This window comes from Lederbergia citrisecunda, from assembly GCF_018343695.1.
In the GTDB taxonomy this organism is placed as follows: domain Bacteria; phylum Bacillota; class Bacilli; order Bacillales; family Bacillaceae_C; genus Lederbergia; species Lederbergia citrisecunda.
Window position 1 is genome coordinate 4,318,387 of the sequence record NZ_JAGYPJ010000001.1, and the last position, 24,813, is coordinate 4,343,199.

General features: G+C 39.4%; 11 protein-coding genes. All 11 read left to right on the forward strand.

Annotation, left to right across the window (positions count from 1 at the left end; all coding sequences use genetic code 11):
- Positions 1-57 precede the first annotated feature (57 nt).
- The 11 genes from KHA93_RS21125 to KHA93_RS21175 all read left to right on the forward strand — a co-directional run bounded on the left by KHA93_RS21125 (position 58) and on the right by KHA93_RS21175 (position 24,608).
- Positions 58-2,982 (forward strand): sialidase family protein, encoded by a 2,925-nt coding sequence (locus KHA93_RS21125; RefSeq protein ID WP_213112521.1) that lies wholly within the window; start codon positions 58-60, stop codon positions 2,980-2,982.
- A 197-nt stretch (positions 2,983-3,179) separates the two neighbouring features.
- The gene (locus tag KHA93_RS21130) at positions 3,180-7,235 is read left to right on the forward strand and encodes a cadherin-like beta sandwich domain-containing protein (protein ID WP_213112522.1); all 4,056 of its coding nucleotides are present in this window, start codon (positions 3,180-3,182) and stop codon (positions 7,233-7,235) included.
- 153 nt (positions 7,236-7,388) lie between these two features.
- Positions 7,389-8,909 (forward strand): purple acid phosphatase family protein, encoded by a 1,521-nt coding sequence (locus tag KHA93_RS21135; RefSeq protein ID WP_213112523.1) that lies wholly within the window; start codon positions 7,389-7,391, stop codon positions 8,907-8,909.
- Positions 8,910-9,461: 552 nt separating this feature from the next.
- Positions 9,462-12,455 (forward strand): WD40/YVTN/BNR-like repeat-containing protein, encoded by a 2,994-nt coding sequence (locus KHA93_RS21140; RefSeq protein ID WP_213112524.1) that lies wholly within the window; start codon positions 9,462-9,464, stop codon positions 12,453-12,455.
- A gap of 227 nt (positions 12,456-12,682) precedes the next feature.
- Positions 12,683-14,704 (forward strand): metallophosphoesterase, encoded by a 2,022-nt coding sequence (locus KHA93_RS21145; protein WP_213112525.1) that lies wholly within the window; start codon positions 12,683-12,685, stop codon positions 14,702-14,704.
- Between the two features lie 96 nt (positions 14,705-14,800).
- A complete protein-coding gene (locus tag KHA93_RS21150; RefSeq protein ID WP_213112526.1) occupies positions 14,801-16,441 on the forward strand; it encodes a cadherin-like beta sandwich domain-containing protein in 1,641 nt (546 codons plus the stop codon).
- Between the two features lie 223 nt (positions 16,442-16,664).
- Complete coding sequence (locus KHA93_RS21155) at positions 16,665-17,444, forward strand: IclR family transcriptional regulator (protein ID WP_213112527.1); 780 nt, start codon at positions 16,665-16,667, stop codon at positions 17,442-17,444.
- Positions 17,445-17,661: 217 nt separating this feature from the next.
- Positions 17,662-19,548 carry a beta-N-acetylhexosaminidase gene (locus tag KHA93_RS21160; protein ID WP_213112528.1) on the forward strand — a complete coding sequence of 629 codons (1,887 nt, stop codon included), beginning with the start codon at positions 17,662-17,664 and terminating at the stop codon, positions 19,546-19,548.
- A 53-nt stretch (positions 19,549-19,601) separates the two neighbouring features.
- Positions 19,602-21,605 carry an alpha/beta hydrolase family protein gene (locus tag KHA93_RS21165; RefSeq protein WP_213112529.1) on the forward strand — a complete coding sequence of 668 codons (2,004 nt, stop codon included), beginning with the start codon at positions 19,602-19,604 and terminating at the stop codon, positions 21,603-21,605.
- 23 nt (positions 21,606-21,628) lie between these two features.
- Positions 21,629-22,936: a Gfo/Idh/MocA family protein gene (locus KHA93_RS21170; RefSeq protein WP_213113074.1), complete on the forward strand. Its 1,308-nt coding sequence runs from the start codon at positions 21,629-21,631 to the stop codon at positions 22,934-22,936.
- Positions 22,937-23,000: 64 nt separating this feature from the next.
- Positions 23,001-24,608: an extracellular solute-binding protein gene (locus tag KHA93_RS21175; protein WP_213112530.1), complete on the forward strand. Its 1,608-nt coding sequence runs from the start codon at positions 23,001-23,003 to the stop codon at positions 24,606-24,608.
- Positions 24,609-24,813: the final 205 nt, after the last annotated feature.

Below are 24,813 nucleotides of genomic sequence, written 5' to 3' on the forward strand. Positions count from 1 at the left end.
ATTCGAGTTTAATTAAAAAAACTAGTTAACTATAACTTTTTTAATGGAGGTAAAAAAGTGAATAAATATCCATTTAAGCTGACATCCTTCCTGCTTGTAATCGGATTGATGTTGCAGTTGGTCACAGGGGTTGCTTCAGCAGAGCCAGCTAAGGTCTCTTCGGATAATGATTTCCAAAAGCCTGATCAATGGAAGATGATTGAGCCAGGTGCTGGTGGAGCATTTTTTGCAGTTGGTGCAGGTCCTACAGGTATTGCTGTAGCAGCAGGAGATCTATCTGGACCGTATATTAGTTATGATAACGGAAAGTCATGGGAAACAAGGGGGACAGAGGAAGGAATAATTGGCCACACTCATTTTAGTATGGTTGGATTTGACCCTGAAGATGAAAATTCAATTTTCGTTGGCGCTGAAGACATGATGTACAAAAGTGATGATAAAGGGAAAACGTTCTATCCTATTTTATCAGAGGATTGGGACCCTTTTAAAAGAACCGGAACGTTTAAAGTGGTAAGAGATTTGAAACAAGGCGAGCTTGGTACTAAATATAAACATCCGCTTCAAAATGTTCATGACCGTTGGGCAGATGTTCCATTTGAAGATGGTGGTCTCCTTTATTTTACAGCGCTGACCTTTTCTAAATCTAATCCGAATATCGCATACGCTGCGGCTCACGGTGATTGGGAAGGTACGGATGCAATTATTTTAAAAACGACAGATAGAGGGGAAACTTGGTCACCGGTTAAAGCTTTTATTAATGAATATGATCAAGAAGGAAAGCTAATAAAATTTAATCAAGATAAGAGAGTTCAAAAAATAGTAGTGGATCATAAGAATCCTGATAACGTTTATATTCTTTCACAGACGGACGGTTTTACCGGATCAAGGGGTGCTGGAAGAGGACCGCAAAATGCGATTTATAAGTCGACGGACGGCGGAGTGACTTGGACTCTAGTTAGCGGGGATATGCTTACTTACAATATTACTAGCACAATTCCTCTATATAATAATGATGGTTCTGCGGTTTATACAGTGAGTAGTGCTGGACAGGCTGTAGCGACTACTAGGAATAGCGGTTCTATAACTGAACCAAGATTTGTTAGAAATATGCTGGATATCGAAATGGATCCCGTTGATCCTAATGTTCTATATGTCGTTAAAGGAGCTAGAGGTAGTACGAGCATTCCTGGAAATGGTGTATATAAAAGTACGGATGGTGGGGCAACTTGGAAGCTTTTAGATAGTAGAATCGGAGCTATTAAGTTGAAAGCAGTTGACAATGATCCGAATAAGACCATTGTTAGACGTATTATTTTCAATGGTTGGGAAGGAACGAGTGAAGCGAATACGAATCCAGAAAACCGATCCTATCCTCAAGTTTGGGAATCGACAGATGCTGGAGAAACATGGACACAAGTGGCATCACCAATCAATTTTACTTTTGGGGGAATTACTCACTGGTATTCTTCTATGAGTGCTTATTCTAAGACGATTGCCACATCATTGGCGGACCCAGATGTTTACTATTGGGGTGATGGTCAATGGGTATATATGTCTGATGATGGGGCTAGAAATTTTAGGTCAGCCGGTTCGATTGTTCATCACGAAGATAAGGATGGCAAGTGGTATACGACAACAGGAGTGAGTAACGTTGTTTCCTTCACATTAAAAGTTAGTGAAGCGGACCCGAACATTGTATTTATCGGAAACGCTGATATTGGTATGTGGAGGAGCCTTGATAACGGAAGATCATGGCAACATGCCAATGAGCATGGCTATATTGCTGATTGGGTTTATTATGGGGGACAAGCCCAGGCGATTGCACTCGATCCTGAACGCCCGAATGTAGTCTGGGCTGGACTAGGCGGAGCATATGTTGAACAACTCATGATTAAGAGTACTGACTATGGAAAACTTGGGACTTGGAAAAGTTCAGGTACAGGACTTCCTAAGGCAAACACGAGAGGAAGCCAAACTGGGGACGCGCTTCGAGGACTTTCAGTTGATAAAACAAGTCCGACGAACAACCGGACTCTGTATGTGGTAGCTAATGATATCGTCTTCAAAAGTGTTGATGATGGTGAAACTTGGTCGGAATCTTTAAATATGAGAGCTGTACTAGGCAAGACTCAGTATCCGTATCAGTCAGATTACCGAGCTGATCGTCAGGCATCCACAGCGGTTGATCATACGAACGGAAATTATGTGTACGCAGGTGGAGCAGATGGATTTTTCCGTTCAACTGATGCTGGAGCTACGTGGGAACAAATTGGGGGGGATGAATTTGCAGGAGTGCAAAAAATTGTCATCTCCAAACAAAATCCGGAGCATGTCTATGTAGCAATTGGACAGGTTTATGATGAGGACACATGGGAACTTATTAGTTCTCCGGGATTATATCGCAGTAGTGATAGAGGGGAACATTGGGAATTAATTTTGGAAGATGAATTCTTAAGAGGTTTTGATGTTAATCCACATGATGAGAACATCATTATGGCAGGTTCTAGCAATGTATGGATGTCCGGAGGTACGGCAGAATCAAAAGGAGCTTTACTAACGGTGGATGGAGGAAAAACGTGGCAACAAGTAAATGAAGGATTATCATGGCCATTTGTTAGAGATGTAGAGTTCAACCCGCATGATCCATCCCAAGTATTTATTGTTACGCCTGGTACGTCACACCATGTAAGATATTTTGATTTTAGTAAGTACAAGGTTGATGAGTTGCAGGCGATGCAAAAATTACTCGACCAATATATTGCTTCTGGAGAAGTGAATGGTCCATTGGTTAATCAATTGAGAAACAGTCTTGAGCAAGCCATTCACCAATTTAGCAAAGGTTCGAATAAGCAAGCTGTTAAGAAAATGGAAGACTTCTTAAAGCATTTGAATAATGCCCCACAACAAAAAAATGTATCTTCAGATGCCAAAGAAAAGCTTACAAAGGCTGCGGAAGAATTAATAATATCATGGTCAAAATAGAAAATTTGGCTATTCATCTATGAAAATATTAATCAGGGGAGAACCTAGTTTTAAAAAACGGGTTCTCCTACTTTACTCGTCCACATCAAGATCTTTACCAGATATTAGCAAAATATTAACAAATACCTGAAATGAAATTAATAATTTACTAGTAGAGTTTAGGCTAGAATGTATTAATTATGTGGAGGAGGATGTTCATGAAGAAGAACGTAGGTTTAATGATGTTCAGGATTTTTTTAATCACTCTTTTATTGACAAATCTACAAATCTTCGTACCATCTGGTGAACCTGAAGTAGCTTATGCTGCTGACGAAGCGGATCAAATTCATTACACGATAACAGGTCCGAACTCTGTAACTTTTAGCTGGCACAAAGGATCGGATGTTATTCGTTACGGAAAGACGAGTAAGTATGAACATGAAGTGAGGGCGGGAGAACCAGATATTATCCCGCGATCTTCACCTGGACCATGGAGAGAAGCTAAATTAATGAATTTGGAACCAGAAACTGAATATCATTACGCCATTGGAGATGGTCCGGATTACACATTTAAAACTGCACCATTACATGGAAGCTCCGGTTTCTCAATAGTTGCAACAGGGGATATCGGATCTTCAGCAAATTATGATTCAGCCGTACCAATGAATAAATTAATTAAGGATTTGCAGCCTGATATGTATATTGGTCTTGGTGATTATACATATGCGAATGCAGGGCCACCTGATTATTCACAAGAATCCGTTAATCAATATTTCAATGATGTAATGGAGTGGAGTCGAGAAATTCCGTTTATGCCAATATGGGGCAATCATGAATGGGATGTTCAGCAATGGGATGATCTACGAAATTATAAAGGGCGTTTCGATCTGCCCAACTCGAGAACGGAACCAACTGCACCACCTATTAGTTGTTGCGGAAAGGACTGGTATTGGTTCGACTATGGGAATACCCGTTTTATTGCTATGACGGAGCCATATGCGGGATCATCCACTTGGAACAATTGGAAAATGCATGCTGAACCACTATTTGAACAGGCTGAAAATGATCCGGATATTAATTTCATTGTCACATTAACGCATAGACAGGCGTGGTCAACGGGTTACCGTGATAGTGATATGAGTCTACAAAATATCATAAGGGACTTGGCGAATAAATATCCTAAATTTGTATTAAATTTAAGTGGTCACGATCACCATTATGAGCGAACAAATCAAGATTTAACCGACGGTGTAGTCACTATTATTTCTGGGGCAGGTGGTGCAGGTCTTCATATTCCAGGAAATGATGATTGTTTATGGAAAAAATGTCCCGCACCAGATTGGTCTGCAAAACGTTTCTTCCATTATGGGGTCGTGAAGCTAGACTTTAAGGAAAATGAAATTAAGGGGCAATTCGTGTGTGGACCTCCGGGTGGAGGAACGAATGATGTTAATTGCGAAATTGGGGAAGTCGTTGATAATTTCACAGTTAAAAGTAGAAACACCCAGAAAGACGACTCCACATCATTAAGTGACATTAGGGTGGACGGTAGGGCCGTCAATGGTTTCAAACCAAATCAGTTTGAATATAAGGTAAATGTACCGAGCACTACTACATCAGTAAACGTAACGGCAGCACTACAATCGAGTGAAAATGCAAAACTTGAAGTTCAAGGTGGGGACAACTTAGCGGAAGGGGATAATACAGTAACTTTGACTGTAACCTCACAAACTGGTAAACAGGAAGTCTATACAATTAATGTGCATCGTGCCTCGCCAAAATCAGGAGTTGACTTTGAAGGCACAGGAACTGTTATAGATCCTTATATCGTAATGACTGCAGAACAGCTTGATAAGATTAGAAATAATCTTACTGCACATTACCAGCTTGGAGCAAATATTGATTTAAGCAAGTTCGATGCTGGTGATGGACAAGGATGGAAGCCAATTGGCGACAGTAATAACATTTTTTCCGGGTCATTCGATGGTAATGGTTATGTTATAAAAGGATTAATGATTAATCGTGATCAGGATAATGTAGGGTTATTTGGTTTTGTGTCAAACCCAACCTTTAAAAATATCCGTTTAGAAAACGTAAATATTAAAGGTAAAAGCTATGTGGGGGCTATTGCCGGTCTTATGAATTCAAGTAGTGGCGGTTTGATAGAAAATAGTTACGCTACTGGAGAAGTGTCGGGATCGTCCAATGTTGGCGGATTAGTCGGAGATCTTCAACATTCAAGAGTCTTCAACAGTTACGCCATTGTAAATGTTAAAGGAACATCCAATGTAGGAGGATTGGTAGGAAGAACTTCCTCTTCTGCTGCGGCTGGAAATATTAAGTTCACTTATGCAGCTGGAGAAGTTTCTAATGGCGGCGGCTTAATTGGTTCAACTTCAACAGGTGCGGTTGTGAATTCATATTGGGACAATGAAAAAGGCCCTTCGAAGTCTGCTGGTGGAGAAGGTAAAACAACAAAGGACATGCAGCAACAAAAAACATTCGCAAACTGGGATTTTGGAATGGTTTGGGAAATTGACGAACTAAAAGACTATCCACGTCTCAAAGTTTTGCGTCTAGATTCCAAAGCAAATGAGCGTTTACTTAGCTTGCAGGTAAATGGTGAGCAAGTTAGTAATTTTAATCCAAACCAATTAGACTATGACATTACCGTTCGAAACAATGAAAATAAAGCAATAGTTTCTGCTATTCTACTAGCTGATCATAACAGTTCAGTAGAAATTATTGGTGCAGGAAAGTTAAATAATGGTGAAAATCTTGTTCAAATAAAGGTCATTTCGCGAGACGGAAATGAACTAGTATACAACGTATCTATCATCCGTGATGGTTCAGATGCATCTTCAAATCGATTTTTACGCGAACTAACAGTAGATGGAAAACAGGTGGAAGGTTTCTCACAAGAACGACTAAATTACACAGTACAAGTACCATACGAAACGACATCCTTATCTTTTTCTGCTATAAAAGATGACCCAAGTGCAACGTTAGAAACGAAAGCTTTAGGCAACGTCCAATTGGAAAACGGAATGTTGAAAAACCTTAGTGTAGGTGATAATACCGTTACTATGAGGGTTACTGCTGAAGATGGAACAAAACATCTATACATCCTTTTGATTGTTCGAGGTCCATATATTTTAAAACCCGAGGAAATTATGGAAGGTGACGGAACGAAAGATAATCCATATATCGTCATGACGCCAATTCATCTTGATGGGATTCGCCGAGATAAGGGAGCGTATTACAAGCTTGGAGCGGATATTGACCTTACAAATTATGATAAAGACAATGACGGAAAAGGATTTATGCCAATTTCCGATGGCACAAGCGGTGGAGCATTCATGGGGACCTTGGACGGCAATGGTTATAAGATAAAAGGGCTGACTATTAATCGTCCAGAGATGGACCACGTAGGTTTGTTCGGATATATCTATTATTCTGCGACTCTCTTAAATATTTTGTTAGAAGATGTAAATATAAAAGGTCGCAATTATGTAGGAGCGGTAACGTCGTATTTGAATCCGAGCTCAGGTCAAAGAGGGACATACGATAAGTGGTATGCTACGGGTACAGTTGAAGGAGCCAATAATGTAGGTGGACTAATAGGTGGTACACAAACATATGATCCGATAATTACGAATATAGCTGCTGCAGTGGATGTAAAAGGTACAGGTACTTCAGTTGGCGGTCTGATTGGAGCTCTTAATGGAGGTAAGCTTATTAATGCATACTCCGTAGGGAAAGTGTCGCCAATCGGTGGAGGATTAATCGGAACTGTTTCCAGATCTCCTGAGATCATTTCTTCCTATTGGGATATAGAGGCTTCCACTCTTAATCACAGTGCAGGTGGAATCGGTAAATCTACGGAAGAAATGAAAAAGCAGGAAACATATGTTGATTGGGATTTCGATAATGCATGGAAAATGGATGGAAAAACAGGATATCCAATTTTAATGCTTCAGAATGACGAAGATGGTGAAGAACCGGAAGAGGATATTCCAAGCATTCAAGCAATCCGAAATATGATGGAAGACTTTATCTCATCTGGTGATTTGGCAGGTCCGCTTGTAAATCAATTGAAAAATAAATTGGATCAGGCGGAGCATCAATTAAACAAGGGTTCTACTAATCTAGCTGCGAAGAAAATGCAAGATTTCCTAGAACACCTTAACAATCCAGCAATGAAAAAACATGGTTCCAATGAATCGAAGGAAAAATTAAATCAACAGGTAAATGAGTTGCTCAACACGTGGTAGAAAGCTGCGATTATAAAACAACGTAGATTAGAATTAATCTGCGTTGTTTTTCCCTATTCTTCAAAAATGAATCAATATATATAAGATGATATCACCATGATAAATGGACTTATTAAAGGGTATTTTTTAGAAACTTAGAAGGAGGTGAGTTTTATGAAAGTTTCGGTTTGCCCTATCCCTACATCAGTAACTTTCCTCTTTGGCATGACGGAAAATGGAGTAGTGAAGGCGCGATTCAACTGGGTGACCACAGATATGACAATTCATAACTCGGTACTTAATTATGCGAAAAAAGATGGCTTTAACGGTGCATTCACTTACACGATAATTGGTGACTCTACTCTGATTGATCAGCGAGACTTGTACAAGACTTTTACGGGTCAATATAAAAATGAAGTGCAACTCACACCTATCATTAGCCATAAGGCAGTATCTGGCGTTCTTGAACCGGACACAGAATACGTTTACTCCGTTGGAGATGGGGGTGTGAATGTCACTGATACGGTCAACCCACCAAGCTTCAGAACGCCTGCAGCAGATGTGAATGAATTCTCATTTCTCTGGATAACCGACTCACAGGGAAGTGGTATTGATGTTGAAACCGTTTATAGAAAGTACCAGCAATATACGGGACGAGCAGTAAAAACTGCCTTTAATAATCATCCAAATCTAGACTTCATTCTCAGTACAGGCGACAATGTAGACTACGGATTTGACACCAAGGAATGGGACGCTTACTACAACGCACTGCAGCCATACTTGTATAACACTCCATATTATTCTGCCACAGGTAATCACGAGTATGAAGGCAATCTACGAATAACCGGAAGCTGGGAATCGATTGACCCCTATATGATCACTGCCAAAGGCCGTATTAACGTACCAAAGAACGGACCGGCTTATCAGGGGGCGGGAACAAAAGGTTTGGAACCTATTGTAACAGGCGCAATTAAGCAACGCCTTGACGGTAACACATATTACTTTGAATACGGCAATGCTATCTTCTTCGTACTTGACTATTCAGACAACACAAGCAATATTGACGAAACAGGTGACAAAGGCTTTTCATTTTTCAGCGATAAAGCGATTAAAGCACAGCTTGACTGGATGAAGTCCGTACTGAAAATGAATGACAAAAAGTGGAGATTTGTCGCAATGCATCAGGGCCCATATATGGGAAGGTTTGCACAGCCACGATATTGGGAGACCGTTACTGACGCCTTTGACGAAAGTGGAATAGACGTTGTTCTTTCTGGACACGACCACCTCTATTTACGTACAAAACTTATGAATAACAATCAGGTGACAACCATTCCCGGAACAGGCACAACATACATTACCGGCGGAACAGCTGGCTATGAGTTCGGTACTCTATACGGACAATATAACAATGTTGCCGAAACATACACAGAAAAATATACCGACTGGGTTGTGAGCAGCTACCATGTTATAGATGTCAATGAGTCCGGTATATCAATCACTTCCAAAGGAATCAAGATGCTTCCTATAGATGGGGTAACAGAACAACAGGAAGATAATGAAGATGCATTCAAAGAAGATGAAAACGGCTATAGAGACCTTGACGTCTCTTCGAAAGTAGTCTTAACAAACACTCCACGCACAAAGAATCTTAGTTCATGGGAATATCCGAATTCCCCAGTGGAGAACGTATGATGCGGAAGAAATCCTGAATGAGATCCTGACGGCGGACTACACGTCGTCTGTATATCTCGAGGCTGGAGTTGGAAAGCTCTATAGGGCCAGAGAATTGTTTCCGACCATAGCAGCAGAAGCGTATCACACGACTTGGAAATGGTTTACAATAATGTCAGTGTAAAGCTGTTTAATAATATTGCTTAGTCTCATTTAGCAAAAAAATGAACAAGGACAGACTAACTAAGCGTTCGTTCATTCGGGGAGTAATCAGTGAAGTTTAAAAACGTAGATTACATTAATCTACGTTTTTTTGTTCGTTACGTAGAAGTGAAAATCTAAATATGAAAGAAACGGGACTATTTTACCATGATTACCGTATGATATTATGGTAATTTAAAGATGTATTCAATATAATGAATATTAAATTAATATATTGAACTTAGATATGAACGCGCTTACAAATAATAATACCTCTTTGTCTAGTTTAAAGGAGTGATGATGATTACATAAAAGGTTGGTTTATGAAAGGTTCAGTTAGATGAAGTTTAGCAAATGATAGGAGGGAAACAAATGAAGAAAAAGCTGTTAAAAGTAACTTCTTTCCTACTTGCAATTGGGCTAGTTGCTCAAGCTCATATACCCTTCGATTCGCATCCGGTTGCAGCGGAAGGAAAAAATTTTAGCACAGATTTTCAAAATCCAGATCAATGGCAAATGGTGGAGCCAGGTGCTGGTGGAGCGTTCTTCTCTGTGGGAGCGGGACCTGCAAGTGAAAAATATCCATATGGTATTGCAGTAGCGGCATCGGATTTATCAGGTCCATACCTTAGCTATGATAACGGGAAAACATGGGAAAACAGAGGCTTTTGGAATGGACTTGTATATCATAACCACACAAGTATGGTTGGCTTCATTCCAGATGATGCGAATGTCGTTTTCATCGGAGCGGAAGATATTATGTACAAGAGTGACGACGGCGGTCATCAGTTTTATCCAATTCTATCGGAAGATTGGGACCCTTGGAAGAGAACGGGGACGTTTAAAGTTGTTAGGGATTTAAAACCAGGTGAAATTGGAACGAAATACAAGGATCCACTTGGTGATGTGCATTACGAGTGGAGTGATGCAGAGGACGGCGCGTTGCTTTACTTTACGTCAATGACTTTCTCTAAATCAAATCCGAACATCGGATATGCGGCTGCTCATCATAACTGGGAAGGTACTGATGCTGTTATCTTCAAGACAACAGACAGAGGTGAAACGTGGAATCCTGTAAAAGTATTTCTAAATGAAAACGACAATGATGGAAAGCTAGTGAAATTTAATGAAAATATGCGTGTCCAAAAAATCGTAGTCGACTATACGAATCCAGATAATGTCTACATCCTTTCTCAACCTGATCAATTTACAGAAGAAAGCGGATTATATTATGAGGGACCGAAAAGTTCTATCTATCGATCTGTAAATGGTGGTAAGGATTGGAAGATTGTTGCTGGGGATATGCATTCATACGCAGCCTATGGTGGTGATAATGGTTTAGGATTACCATTATATGACACTGATGGGCAACAACAATTTTACTTGCATACAAACGGAGAATATAGAGCGACCTACCAAAAAGCCGGCACAATCGAAGAACCGCTATTTATGAGGTATGTATCGGACTTTGAAATGGATCCGGTCGATCCGAATGTAATTTATGTTTCGAAAGGAAATAGAAGAAACTTAAATCTCCCTGGCACAGGACTTTATAAAGGAACGTTCAGCGATGGCGCTTGGAGTTGGGAGAAGTTAACAAATACATTTGGGATCGTGAAAGTAAAAGAGGAAAAAGAAAATTCAGTCGTTAGATTGTTCGACATTCGTGGCTGGTCAGATACAAAGCCAATGGAACAAGAGAGAAATTACCCGAAAGTGTATGAGTACCATTCAGATAAGGCTGAGAATGGTTTTGAGCTTATTGCTGAGGCATCAACTCCTGGAACGTTTGAATTAGGTGCGATTCATCACTACTATTCTACTTCTCCAGCTTACGTCAAGACGATTGCAGCATCTATGGCAAATCCAGATTCATACTTCTGGGTCGATTCTCAGTGGGTATTTAGATCCGATGATGGAGCAAGAAGTTTTAAATCGGCAGCATCCACTTCACGCACAGATGAAGAAGGAAAATGGTATACGACAACAGGTGTAAGTAACGTCGTATCTTTTACGCTTAAAATTAGTGAAGCCAATCCAAATATTATTTATACAGGTAACGCAGATATCGGATTTTGGAGGAGTAAGGATAACGGTAGATCTTGGCAACACTCGAACCAAGATGGTTTTGTAAGCGATTGGAAAGGAATAGGTGGCCAAGCACAAGCGATCTTGCCAGATCCAGATCGTGAAAATGTTGTATGGGCTGGCCTTGGCGGTTACTATGTTGATCAAATTCTAGTAAAAAGTACTGATTACGGAGCTAATGGGAGTTGGGGTGAATCTCATGAAGGACTCCCTAAATCTGCTACACCAAGATGGAATAATTACCAAAATGGAGCGGCAATACGTGGGCTTTCACTAGATAAGACAAGCCCAGTGAATAACCGTACTTTATATGTTGTAGCGGATGATGTCGTTTATAAGAGTATTGATGATGGTGCAACATGGAACCCAGTTTTGGATATGAGAGAAGCTACAGGCAAAGAGCCTTATGAGTATGACGGAAATGAAACTTGGGATGTCAATCCTGACCGTACGGCTGCTACGGCGGTTGATCCTACAGATGGTAATTATGTGTATGCAGGTGGTTCTGATGGATTCTTCCGTTCCACTGATGCTGGTGCTACGTGGGAGCAAATCGGCGGAGTTGAATTTGAAGGAGTTCAGAAGATTGTCGTTTCAAAACAAAACCCTGAACACGTTTTTGTTGCGATTGGACCATACCAAAATGAGGACTGGGAAGCTTACAATTCGCCTGGACTTTACCGTAGTAAGGACCGCGGTGAAACATGGGAAAAAATCTTTGAAGACGAATTCATCAGAGGTTTTGATGTAAATCCACAAGATGAGAATATTATCATTGCTGGATCAGCAAATGTGTGGATCTCTGGAGGAGTTCCTGAATCAATTGGAGCATGGTTAACAGTTGACGGCGGTGATACGTGGCAGCAAGTAAATGAAGGTTTGTCATGGCCGTATGTGAGAGATGTAGAGATGAACCCACATGATCCATCACAAGTATTTATCGTAACACCTGGAACTTCACATCACGTAAGATATTTTGATTATAGTAAATACCGAGACGATGAGCCTCAAGTGTCTGAATTAGAAGCATTGCAGCAGCTACTAGATGGATATATTGATTCAGGTAAAGTGAATGGCCCGCTCGTAAATCAATTGAGCAATAGCCTTGATCAGGCAATTCATCAATATAACAAAGGTTCGAATAAACAGGCAGTTAAAAAGCTAGAGGATTTCGAAAAGCATTTGAATAATGCACCGAAAGAGAAGAACGTAGCTCTGAATGCTAAAGAAAGCCTTAATAAAGCTGTACAAGCTCTAATACAGGCCTGGTCGAAATAAACTTCATAAGTTATGAAACTAGTTGATTATCCCCAATTTCATGCTCGTTTTAATACGGGTATGATTGGGGATTTCTATCATACTTGTTCACTTCAACATTATCTTCAATCAAACCACAACGAGATATTAACCAAAAATTAACACCCTATTAATAGAGGTAAGAAAGCAAATTAATATTTTCCTAGTACAGTAAATGTTGGTACGTAATAATTTTCGGAGGTGTATAAATGAAGATTCGCTCTGTAAGATTTTTTGCATTAGTTGCTTTTATCTTTACGGTACTCGTTAACTTGCCAGGAATCGTTCAGACCAAACAAGTTCCTGAAGCCCAAGCAGCTGAGTTTCCACCAGCTGAACAAATTCACTACACGATAACGGGTCCTGACTCTGTAACATTTGATTGGGTAAACGGTCCAGATACGATTCGATTTAGTGAAACGGCCAATCATTACGATCAATCCGTAATAGCAGGGGATCCAATCGTAAGACCTAGAACGCCTGTAGACGGTCTTTTTCGAGAGGCAAAAATTACTGGGTTAAAACCGAATACGACTTATCACTATACGATCGATGACGGGAAGGATTACACATTTCATACTGCACCTGAGGCAGGAAGCTCAGGATTCTCAATCGTTACAACAGGAGATGTCGGTGCAGCAATTCGATTCAATAATGCTCAATTTGTAAATGAGCTCATCGCGTCTCTAAATGCTGATCTCTATTTAGGATTAGGAGATTTTACATATGGGGATCAAGAAGGACAAGATTCCGTTAATGCTCATTTCAATGATGTCATGGTTTGGAGTAAGGAAATACCATATATGCCTAACTGGGGAAATCATGAATGGCAAAGTGCTTTTGACGATTTAACGAATTATAAAGGACGCTTCGATTTACCAAATCCACAAGTGGATAAAGGGATGAACGACAATACTCCAACGAAAGGAATTCCAGGAGATTGGTATTGGTTCGATTATGGGAATACGAGATTTATTGCTTTCCCTGAACCTTTCGGAAGTTCGTCTTGGTCTAGCTGGGCAAAAGAAGCAGCAGTCATCATGGAACAGGCGGAAAGTGATAACAATATTAAATTTATCGTAACATTTGGTCATAGACCGACTTATTCCAGCGGCTATCACGGAAGTAATCCCGAACTTGCTGATCTCATGGATGGTTTGGCGAAAAAATATCCGAAATTTGTATTGAACTTAATCGCTCATGATCATCACTATGAACGCACCTTTCCTGAAAAAACTCACGGCGTTATGCATGTAGTTGTAGGGACTGGTGGTTCAACATTATCAATTGATAAAGACTCGGATTGTAAGTTTAAAAATTGCACACCGCCTACTTGGTCCGCTGAACGTTTTTATCATTTTGGCGCATTAAAACTTGATTTTAAAGATGATGAAATCGTTGGTAATTTTGTTTGCGGACCATCACATAAAGATGAAAGTTTTCAATGTAGTTCGGGAACTTCTGGAGACACTTTTACGATAAAATCAAGAATCTTAAAACCTGATCCGGGTGCAGTGATGGAGGGTTCTGGTACGGTAGAAGATCCTTACATTGTAATGACAGAGCAGGATCTCTATAATATTCGAAAAAATCCAGCTGCACAATACAAACTTGGGGCGAATTTGAACCTGACATTTTTTGATGCAGGGGACGGTAAAGGTTGGCTTCCTATTGATACGACGGGAAGTAACCGCTTTTCTGGAGGATTCGACGGTAATGGCTTCATCATTAACGGTCTTACGATAAAAAGACCAGATTCTGATCATTCCGCATTGTTTGGCTATACCGGTAATGAAGCGCAAATTAAAAACGTTGCATTAGAAAACGTTAATGTAGAAGGAAAAAATTATGTTGGTGCACTTGTATCTTATATGAGTGGAACAGGTTCTATCAAGTCTAGTTACTCGACAGGAACGGTAAAGGGAACGAGATATGTTGGAGGACTAGGCGGACAAATATCAAGGCCTGTATCCGATAGCTATACTCGAGTAGATGTAACTGGAAACAGTGACGTAGGCGGGCTCATTGGCCTTTATACGGGCTCTGCGACAAATACGTATTCCACAGGGAAAGTAACGGGTTCTACTAACGTTGGAGGTCTCATTGGAAATGACAATAATGGGGTAGGGGCTATTACAAATTCCTATTGGGATATGGATGCATCAGGTCAAACAAACAGTGCTGGTGGTATTGGGAAAACGACGGCACAAATGAAACAGCAAGCAACCTAAGAGAATTGGGATTTCAATTTTATATGGCAGATTGAAGAGGGGCAAGATTATCCGTTATTAAGTGGATCCGTTCCACCAGCATCGTCCAATGCTAATTTGAATGATCTTCAAATAAATGGAGATACAATAAGAGGATTCTCGCCAGGGACACATGTATATAACGTTAATGTACCTTATAGTGTAAGTGATGCGATTATCAGCGCGATTCCGATGGAGGAAAAATCAACAATAGAAATTACTGGTGAATCGGCATTAAAAGCAGGTGAAGTGAATTCCTTTGTCGTCACAGTTACGGCAGCCGATAAAGTAACAACTGCAAACTACACAATCAATATCTATCGTGAAGCCGCCCTTATGTCCGGTTCTGGTACAAAGGATGACCCTTACAAAATCAGGACAGCTGAAGAGCTTAATAAAATGCGACTTGATAAAACAGCATATTATGAATTATTAGCTGATATCGATTTAACGAATTTTAGTGAAGAAGATGGGAAGGGCTGGATGCCGATAGGGGTTGATAAATCAAGATTTATCGGTAATTTCAATGGAAACGGCCATGTTATAAACGGTTTGACAATTGATCGATCTGACACTGATTTTGCCAGTCTCTTCGGTTATGTAACATGGGGAGGATCGATAAAAAATATTGGTTTAACAAACGTCAATGTAAAAGGGAAAAACTATGTTGGTGCTCTGGCAGGCTACATGGATGGTGACGGGGAAATTCGTAATACCTTTGTGACTGGTGAAATCTATGGCTCAGGGAAAAACATCGGTGGGTTAGTCGGTGATACTCGCGTAAGTATTTATGATAGTTATGTACAAGCTAATGTTACTGGAAATAACGTAACGGGCGGATTTGTCGGTCGTATGCAAAGTAGTTCAAGTAGCATTCAACTTCAAATCAATAGAACGTATTTTACTGGAACGGTAAAAATTTTAACAACGACTAATCCAGTTTCAGGTGGGTTTATTTCAGAAATTGCAGCTGGTAAAGTCATCGACTCTTACTGGAACATCGATACTGCAGAACAAACACCAAAAGTTTGTGGATCTGGATTGGCTATTAACGATTGTGGAATTGGAAAAACAACGGTGGAATTAATGCAAAAAGCAACATTTACAGGCTGGGATTTCACTAATATATGGGAAATTGATGAAAATAATAGTTTCCCTGTCTTAAAGAAAGTGGAACAACTATCATCAAATGCTGACTTAAGTGACCTACAAGTAAATGGAGTTACAGTTGAAGGTTTTGATTCCAGCCAGCTTAGTTACAATGTAGCAGTGCCGAACGATATCACTTCGGTAACAGTCTCCTATACGAAAGCAGATGAGCATGCAACAGTCGTAGTGGAAGGTGGAGATAACTTAGTTGTTGGTCCGAATATCGTTACGATAACTGTAACAGCGGAAGATGGAGTGACAGAAAAAACATACACGATTAACGTTCACCGAGCCGCAGAGCCAAATCCAGAAACATTGCTTAAAATGTTGGCATTATACGAAACTTCTGGAGACATAAAACAACCTTTAATATCCCAACTACGAAATGCAGCCGAACAAATTCAACATCATCTTGCTAAAGGACAAAACAATCAAGCTATAAAAGCAGCTGATGATTTCATGAAAAAACTAGACAATAAGACAAAGCAAGATGATCTTTCATTTGAGGTAAAGCAAACATTAATGAATTACGTTCAGGATCTGAAAAAGATAGTAGTATCTAGTAAATAATTAAAGTATGCTAGGTTTTTTTAGCCTAGCATACTTTTTTTATAAAATACTTTGTAATCCTTTTACATATTAAATTGTTTGTAAACTTAATCGAATGGTAAAATATAGTATTATTATGCGTTGACGCTTGTTTAAACCGATGTTATATTTATATTATATTCAGCATACAGAACGGATATTTAATACTGTGAAAAGAATGTTAATTGGAGGCCAATGAACTGATATGAAGAAAAAAAAGGAGTACAATGTACCGGCATTGGAGAAAGGATTGCTGATTTTAGAAAAGCTTTCGAAATCAGAAGAGCCCCTACGAATTACAGATATCCATGAACAAATGGGTATACCTAAGACCTCCGTGTTTATGATGATGTCTACTCTTGAAACAATGGGGTACGTTGAGAAAGTAGATGATAGCCGGTATAGAGTAACGATGAAGTTATATAATATCGGAATTGAAACAAAGTCCAAATATGATATTCGTAGAGTTGCTCATCCTTTTATGGAAAAAATAGCCCAGCAGTTACGATTTACAGTTCACTTAGCTACCTTGAGTAATGGTAGAGCTGTTTACATCGAAAAGGTCAATGGCCCTACATTTGTTCAATTTGATACAAAGATTGGGCAATCAATGTTTATTCATTCATCAGCGGTAGGCAAAGTACTTGCTGCCTATATTGACGAAAAAGAGTTAGACGAGATTTTATTGAATAACCCTATGGTGCGAGCTACAGAAAATACTATTACTTCACCTGAATTGTTTAAGAAATTTCTTGTTAATGTTCGTGAAACGGGTTATGCAATTGAAGACGAAGAAGGCGAAGTAGGAGTTCGTTGTCTAGGGGCCCCCATTTTTAACGACAAAGGGAATGTTATAGCTGCTTTAAGTATTACTGGTGTCCGTAACGATCTTCATAGCATCCATTTTCAAGAGATTGGAGAATTTTTAAAAGAACAATGCAGGCTTATTTCTGAACAAATGGGCTTTACAGAAATAACAGTTTAATATTTTGAAAATAATAAAGTGCTGTCGAGATTATTCGGCAGTTTTTTTTCGTTTATAACATTTAAAATAACGGAAAATGAATTCAATTAAAAAAATTAAAATAATTCTTCAAGTTTTTATTGAAAAAGTAAAAAAATAGTGATAGGTTATAAATAAGAAATTCGTAATTATGAAGTTGTGTTCTAAACTACAAACAATTTTTGTTGGGGGAATGGAAATGAAACTTCGCTTAGTAGGAGATCTATCAGGATTAGAACAAGGAATTAACATACTTGCTGATAAATTTAACTTTAGTATAGAGGAAAATGGTTTCCCTATCAAGGTGAATAAAAATCAAGATGAAAAACTAAAAGTTACAATGTCGAAAGATGTCGGTTCGATCACGTATTCTGAGGATATTCACTTTTTTCGTGCGTTAGGATTATTTCTTGAAGCAAGTCAGGAAGAAGAAGAGTTTCATATTGTTGAAGAACCGCAATTTGATAAAAACGGTTTGTTTTTTGATGTTTCACAAGGAAATGCTGTAATGAACATTAATACAGTGAAAGAAATCTTGACTCGAATGTCGATTATGGGGCTAAACTGGTTAATTTTATATATGGAAGATAGTTTTGAAGTAAAAGATGAGCCTTTCTTTGGATATATGCGTGGAAAGTATACATATGAAGATTTGAAAGAGATTGACGATTATGCTTTTTCTTTAGGTATTGAAGTGATTCCTTGTATTCAAACGTTGGCGCATTTGCAAGAAGTGATGAAATGGCCGCGATTTAATCCAGTCAGGGAAGATGAAGCCACTTTGCTAGTTGGAGAACCACAAACATATGAACTAATTGAAACTCTTCTTTCAACTGTATCAGCTCCGTTTAGAAGTAAGCGGATTCATCTAGGACTGGATGAAGCGTGGAGGCTGGGATTAGGAGAATATTTAAATCGAAATGGTTTGAAAAGCAAGTTCGAAATAATGACCGAGCATATTAACCATATCGTTAAAATTACTGAAAAGCTTGGTTTAATTCCAATGATGTTCAGTGACATGTACTTCCGTACGCCAAGGCTGACGGGTTACGGGAACAATTTTGATGTTGAGGCACAAATTCCGGAAGAGATTGTAAGCGCTATACCAAAGGGGATGCAAATGAATTTCTGGGAATACAATCGGGACGATCAGCCGTTTTATGAAACGATTATTGATAAGCATCGTTCCTTGGATGCCCCAACTATCGTCTGTGGTGGAATTTATAGTTGCTTTGGATTTGGTGTTAACTATGGGATCGCCTTTAGGGCATCCAATGCGATATTGAATGCATGTAAAAAGAAGGAAATCAAAGAAGTGTTTCTAACTCATTGGGGGGATGATGGAACCGAGAGCCAAATTTTTACAACGATGCTCGGTTGGCAGCTATATGCTGAGCATGGATATTCCCGAGAGTTAGACATGGAGAAGTTAAAAAGAAGATTTGAATTCTGTACAGGTGGAAATTTCGATGACTATAACACGATAAAGTATTTAGATGAAGTGCCAGGTACTTCAGAAGATAACACTTATATGTGCAACCCTTCAAAATATTTATTATGGCAAAACATTTTAGCTGGTTTATTTGATAAAAACATTGAAGGGTTAAATCTTGGGGAGCATTACGAGAAATTAGCTGATCATATGCGTGAAAGTATTGGGCGTAACGGTGAGTTTGGGTATGTTTTTACTCTACTTGAAAAAGTATCCTCAGTATTGGCGATAAAAGCGGAAATCGGCCTTCAAATAACGAGTGCCTATAAGGACAAAAAGCTTGAAGAATTACAAAGATTAAGTAACGAAACATTGAAAGATCTTAAAGGTAGGGTTGAAGACTTAAGACTTTACCACCGTGATATTTGGTTTAAAACGAACAAACCGTTTGGTTGGGAAATTATTGACCTTAGATACGGTGCTTTATTAGCAAATATCGATACGACTATAAAAAGAATCACTGATTATGTAAGTGGAAAGATAGCCAAAATCGAGGAGCTGGAAGAAGAAAGACTTATCCACCCATCCACCCCCGATCTACCTTTAATAACAGGATATAAAGGTATGCCATCCGCAAGTAGGCTGTCACAATAAATATCCGTCTGACTTCGAACAATAATCTAATGAATAGCGGAGGTTTGGCGCGAATGAGAACTGATTTGCTTGATGGAGTAAAACTAGAAAACAAGTTACGGACAATCGTTCAAGACAGTAGATTATCTGAAGTATATCATCACAATTATACATTTGAATTACCTCGATATGAGAACCTTGAAGAGTGGAAAAATAGATGCAATCAGTTAAAAGAAACGATTTTGGTAAGTGCCGGGCTTTGGCCCTTCCCTGATAAATGCGAATTACAGGCGAAAATTTTCGATAAGACCGAATTTGATGATTTTACAGTTGAAAAGGTGTTGTTTGAAAGTTATCCGGGTTTTTATGTGACTGGAAACTTATATCGCCCTCGGGAGCAAAAAGGTCCGTTCCCAGCTATCCTTAATCCCCATGGGCATTGGGAAAAGGGAAGATTGGAAATGAGTGAATTGACGGAAATTCCGACTCGTTGTGCCAACTTTGCCAAAATGGGATTTATCGCATTTTCATACGATATGGTTGGCTATGTAGATAGTAAGCAAATTGATCATGAATATTCTGGTTTTGAACAAGAACTTTGGGGTGTAAGTCTTCTTGGTTTGCAACTATGGAATAGTATTCGTTCCATCGACTTTTTACAGTCGCTTCCAGATGTTGATCCAGAAAAAATCGGATGTACAGGTGCATCTGGAGGCGCAACGCAAACCTTTTTACTAGGAGCGATTGATGGAAGGCTAAAGGTTGCAGCACCTGTTAGTATGATTTCTTCTCATATGCAAGGTGGATGTAAATGTGAAAATGCACCGTATTTACGGATGGAAGGGATGACAAATGTTGAATTTGCTGCGATGTTCGCCCCCCGTCCAATGCTGATGACTGGAAATACAGGAGATTGGACGAACGACATTCCCAATCTAGAATTCCCTTACATCCAGAGCATCTATCGATTATTTGACTCGGTCGAAAAGACGGAATATTTTTACATAAAAGCTGACCATAATTTCAACAAAGCGACTAGGGAAACAGTTTATAACTGGTTTAGATTTCACTTCCAAGGAAACTCGATTACTTGGGAGGAAGTGAAAGTTGATTTTGGCAGTGTAGATCAATTTCGAATTTTTCCTTCGTCTGAATCGATTTATGAACTGAAAGATGCTGAAGAAATTATCACTTATTTAAAGCAAGAAAAAATAAACAAGGCCGAGGCAACAAGAAATGCTGCAGATCGAGAGTCGACAAAACCTTATTATAAAACACTTCAGTTTTTAATGGGCTTGAATGATAACTTAGGTTACAAGCAGGCGATCAAACCAGAGGATGTTTATTATGGAAAACAATATCAGGATGCAGACACAGAACAAATTGCGATTGAGCAGTATGTCATCAAGCTTGGAAAACAGGACGTAAACATCCCATTATCGATTCTAAAAAATAAATCATTTCCTATTAATAATGAAATTGTTTTATTTATTCATCCGGACGGATCGAAAGGTATAATGGAGGATTTAGAAAGTAGAAAAATAGTGAATGATTGGTTAAATGCTGGTTATCAAGTGGCGACTTTTGATCCGTTTCTAACAGGGGCATATTTGAAGCCGTTTGGTCAATCAGGAAGGAACACTAACCTAGATCAATATTTTACAACCTACAATTATACAGATTCTGTTTATAGGGTGCAGGATATCGTACATGTTTATCAGTTTTTACTGGATTGCCAGTATGACAGATTCCATATTGTAGGGCTTTATGATGCGGGATTATGGGTTTCAGCTGCATTGCCGTTTTTAAAAAATGTACATTCAGCAACTGTTGATATGAACAACTTTAATATCGAATCTGATGCTGATTATATCGATAAATTTTTCGTACCACATTTTAGAACTGTAGGTGGATTTGAATCTTGCTTTCAACTGGCAACACCAAGTGTGTTGAAGTTATATAATATTTCTCCAAGCGTAAAAGATTCAGTTTTAAAAGTAGTTGATCAACGAAAAACGAATGTGCGTATGTTCGAAACATTGGTCGAGGCATTCGATTTAGGCCTATATAAAAAGTGACCAAAATTGTATAAGAGGTGCAGATAATGAAGAAAAAATATGCGGTAGTTGGTGTAGGAGGAAGAGCAAGGTTTTTTTATGAAGCAATGGTAAGAGACTTCCGGGATACTTCTGAGCTTGTTGGATTTTGCGACGTGAATCAAACACGAATGGACTATGCGAATTCAGTTTTGGAAGAGCGCCTCGATTACCATAAGGTGAACACATATAAAGCAAATGATTTCGAACTCATGATAGAAAAAGAGAAACCGGATGTCATCATAGTGACATCCATTGACCGCACACACCATAACTATATCATTCGAGCGATGGAGTTAGGTTGTGATGTTATCACGGAAAAACCGATGACCATCGACGAAGAGAAATGTCAGGCGATATTGGATACAGTTGAAAGAACCGGTCGCAAATTAAGGGTCACATTCAATTACCGATACGCTCCTCATAATACGAAAATAAAAGAATTAATCATGAGTGGAATTATTGGAGACGTTATTTCAGTTCATTTTGAATGGCTCTTAAATACAGAACATGGTGCCGATTATTTTAGAAGATGGCACCGTGATAAACGAAATAGTGGTGGATTATTAGTCCATAAATCTACACATCACTTTGACCTCGTTAATTTTTGGCTAGGGACGACTCCAGATACCGTTTTTGCAATGGGAGACTTAAGGTTTTACGGTCGCGAAAACGCAGAAAATAGGGGGATCGAGAAATTTTATTCACGTTCACATGGGAGCGAGGCAGCAAAAGAGGATCCATTCGGACTTGATATGGTTAGCAGTCCATATATGAAGGCAATGTATTTAGATGCCGAGAAGGAAGATGGCTATATCCGAGATCAAAGCGTTTTTGGAGACGGCATTAGCATCGAGGACACGATGGGACTACTAGTCAAGTATAAAAATAAAGCGATCATGACGTATTCTCTCAATACGTTCCTCCCATGGGAAGGGTATAATATTGCCTTCAACGGAACGAAAGGAAGAATGGAAGTGAAAATTGTTGAAATGTCTTACGTTAACGCAGGAGGAGAAGCTTCCTTAGAAGGAGCATTACAAGAGTCAAGCATTCATGTCTTTCCAATGTTTGATGCCCCTTATAAAGTTGACTTTGAAGAAGGCGAGGGCGGTCATGGTGGAGGTGACCCTGTGTTGCTGCGAGATATATTCTTAGAACCTGAGAATGATATCTATAACCGTGCGGCCTCCCATATTGACGGTGCATTATCGATCTTAACCGGAATTGCAGGGAATAAATCACTACGAACTGGAATGCCTGTACGTGTAGACGACCTAGTGCGATTTAGCAAGACTAAGAGATTTTTGTAAGGAGGTGCTAACTATTTACTTTGTACGTTCTACTTTTAAATGAATAAATGAAAGGGGGATGAAAATGAAAAGGGGAAAATATCTATTAGGTATTGTACTCATCTCAATCTTAGTTGCAGGATGCAATAAAAATACAGCCACTCCGAATAATTCACCTTCAGAGCCAGCCAACAAAGTGGATGGTAAATATGATCCACCAATTGAAATGACCTTCGCAGTCGGAAGAGTAGACTCCGACGTAAACTTCCCTGATGGCCAGACTACAAAAGATAATCTATGGACTAGAAAAGTTGAAGAAGAACTTGGTATTAAACTGGATGTTACACTTGCTATGAAAAGCGGTGATGAATACAACCAAAAATTAAACGCACTAATCGTGACGAACGATCTTCCAGATTTATTTACGGTTTACGGTGGTGCAATAAACCAGGTAGACCAAATTATTGAAGCAGATTTAGCTGAAGATTTGACAGAAGCTTTTGAAAAATACGCATCACCTTTAGTAAAAAAGCTGTTGCCTGACGAAGCACTTGAACCTTTGAAAAGGGATGGGAAATTATATTTTCTTCCTGCGGTACAAGATCCTGCTGAGGAAGGATTTATGACTTGGATTAGAACGGATTGGCTAAAGAAACTCAATTTGCCAGAACCGAAAACATTCCAGGACGTTATCGCAATTGCCGAAGCTTTTAAAGCGATGAACCCGGACCAAAATTATGGATTTGAGGCAGGGACTGCGGACTGGAATATGTACAGTTTAAGTGGATTATTCTCCGCTTATCATGCTTACCCTAACGCTTGGCTTAAAGATGCCGATGGGAATCTCGTCAATGGAACAATTCTTCCTGAAATGAAAGACGCACTTCAAAGTTTACAAGACCTAAAGAAAAAAGGACTCATTCACCAAGAATGGACCGTCAGCGATGATGGCGAAAGATCACGCGAGGACCTAATAAACGGAAGACTCGGAATTCATTTTGGTCAATGGTGGGCTCCGGAATGGCCATTACAGCTTGTAAAAGACCACGATCCAGAATCTGAATGGAAGGCATTTCCTTTTATGTCCGCTGATGACAAGCCATCCTTACATTTAAGACAAACTGTACAGGTTAATAGTTTCTACGTTCTTAAGAAAGGATTTGCACATCCAGAAGCGTTTTTCGATATGGTCAATCTAGTTGCTGAACATTATTGGGGTGAAACGGCAGTAGCAGACCCGCCTGCAAGTGAATTATGGAAAATCGCTCCTGCAGATGTCCAACTTTGGGGTAAAAATATCGTGTTCCAAGAATCGGTAGAGGATGCATTTAAATCTGATGATACTTCGAAATTACGTCCGACTGAACTACAGCTTTATGAAAGAATTGTAGATTATAAAGATGGAGCCAACGAAAACTGGGGAGTCGCCATTGAATATGGAGAAGGCGGTTCACTCGGAATTTATGACACATATACCCAAAACAACACTTGGATAAACAATGAGTTTTATGGAGCTCCAACGCCATCAATGACAACGAAACAAGCAAACTTAGATAAATTATTCCTTGAAACATTTATTGACATTGTCAACGGAGGAGACATCAACAAATTTGATACTTTCGTTGAACAATGGAAAAAACAAGGCGGAGACGATATTACGAAAGAAGTAAATGAGTGGTATAAATCGAAGTGATTTTTGTAGTCATTGATGATACACGTTCCTTATTGCACTTCGTTGATTGGAGCGGAAGGCGCGTAGACTCCTGCGGGAGAACGGGGCAGGGGAGACCCCACAGGCGCTCGCGCCGAGGAGGCTCCCCGTACCGCCCGCGGAAAGCGAAGCGCCTGGAGCGGAAATCAACAGTTTAAAGCAGGATTTTTTCAAAAAATGAAAACGG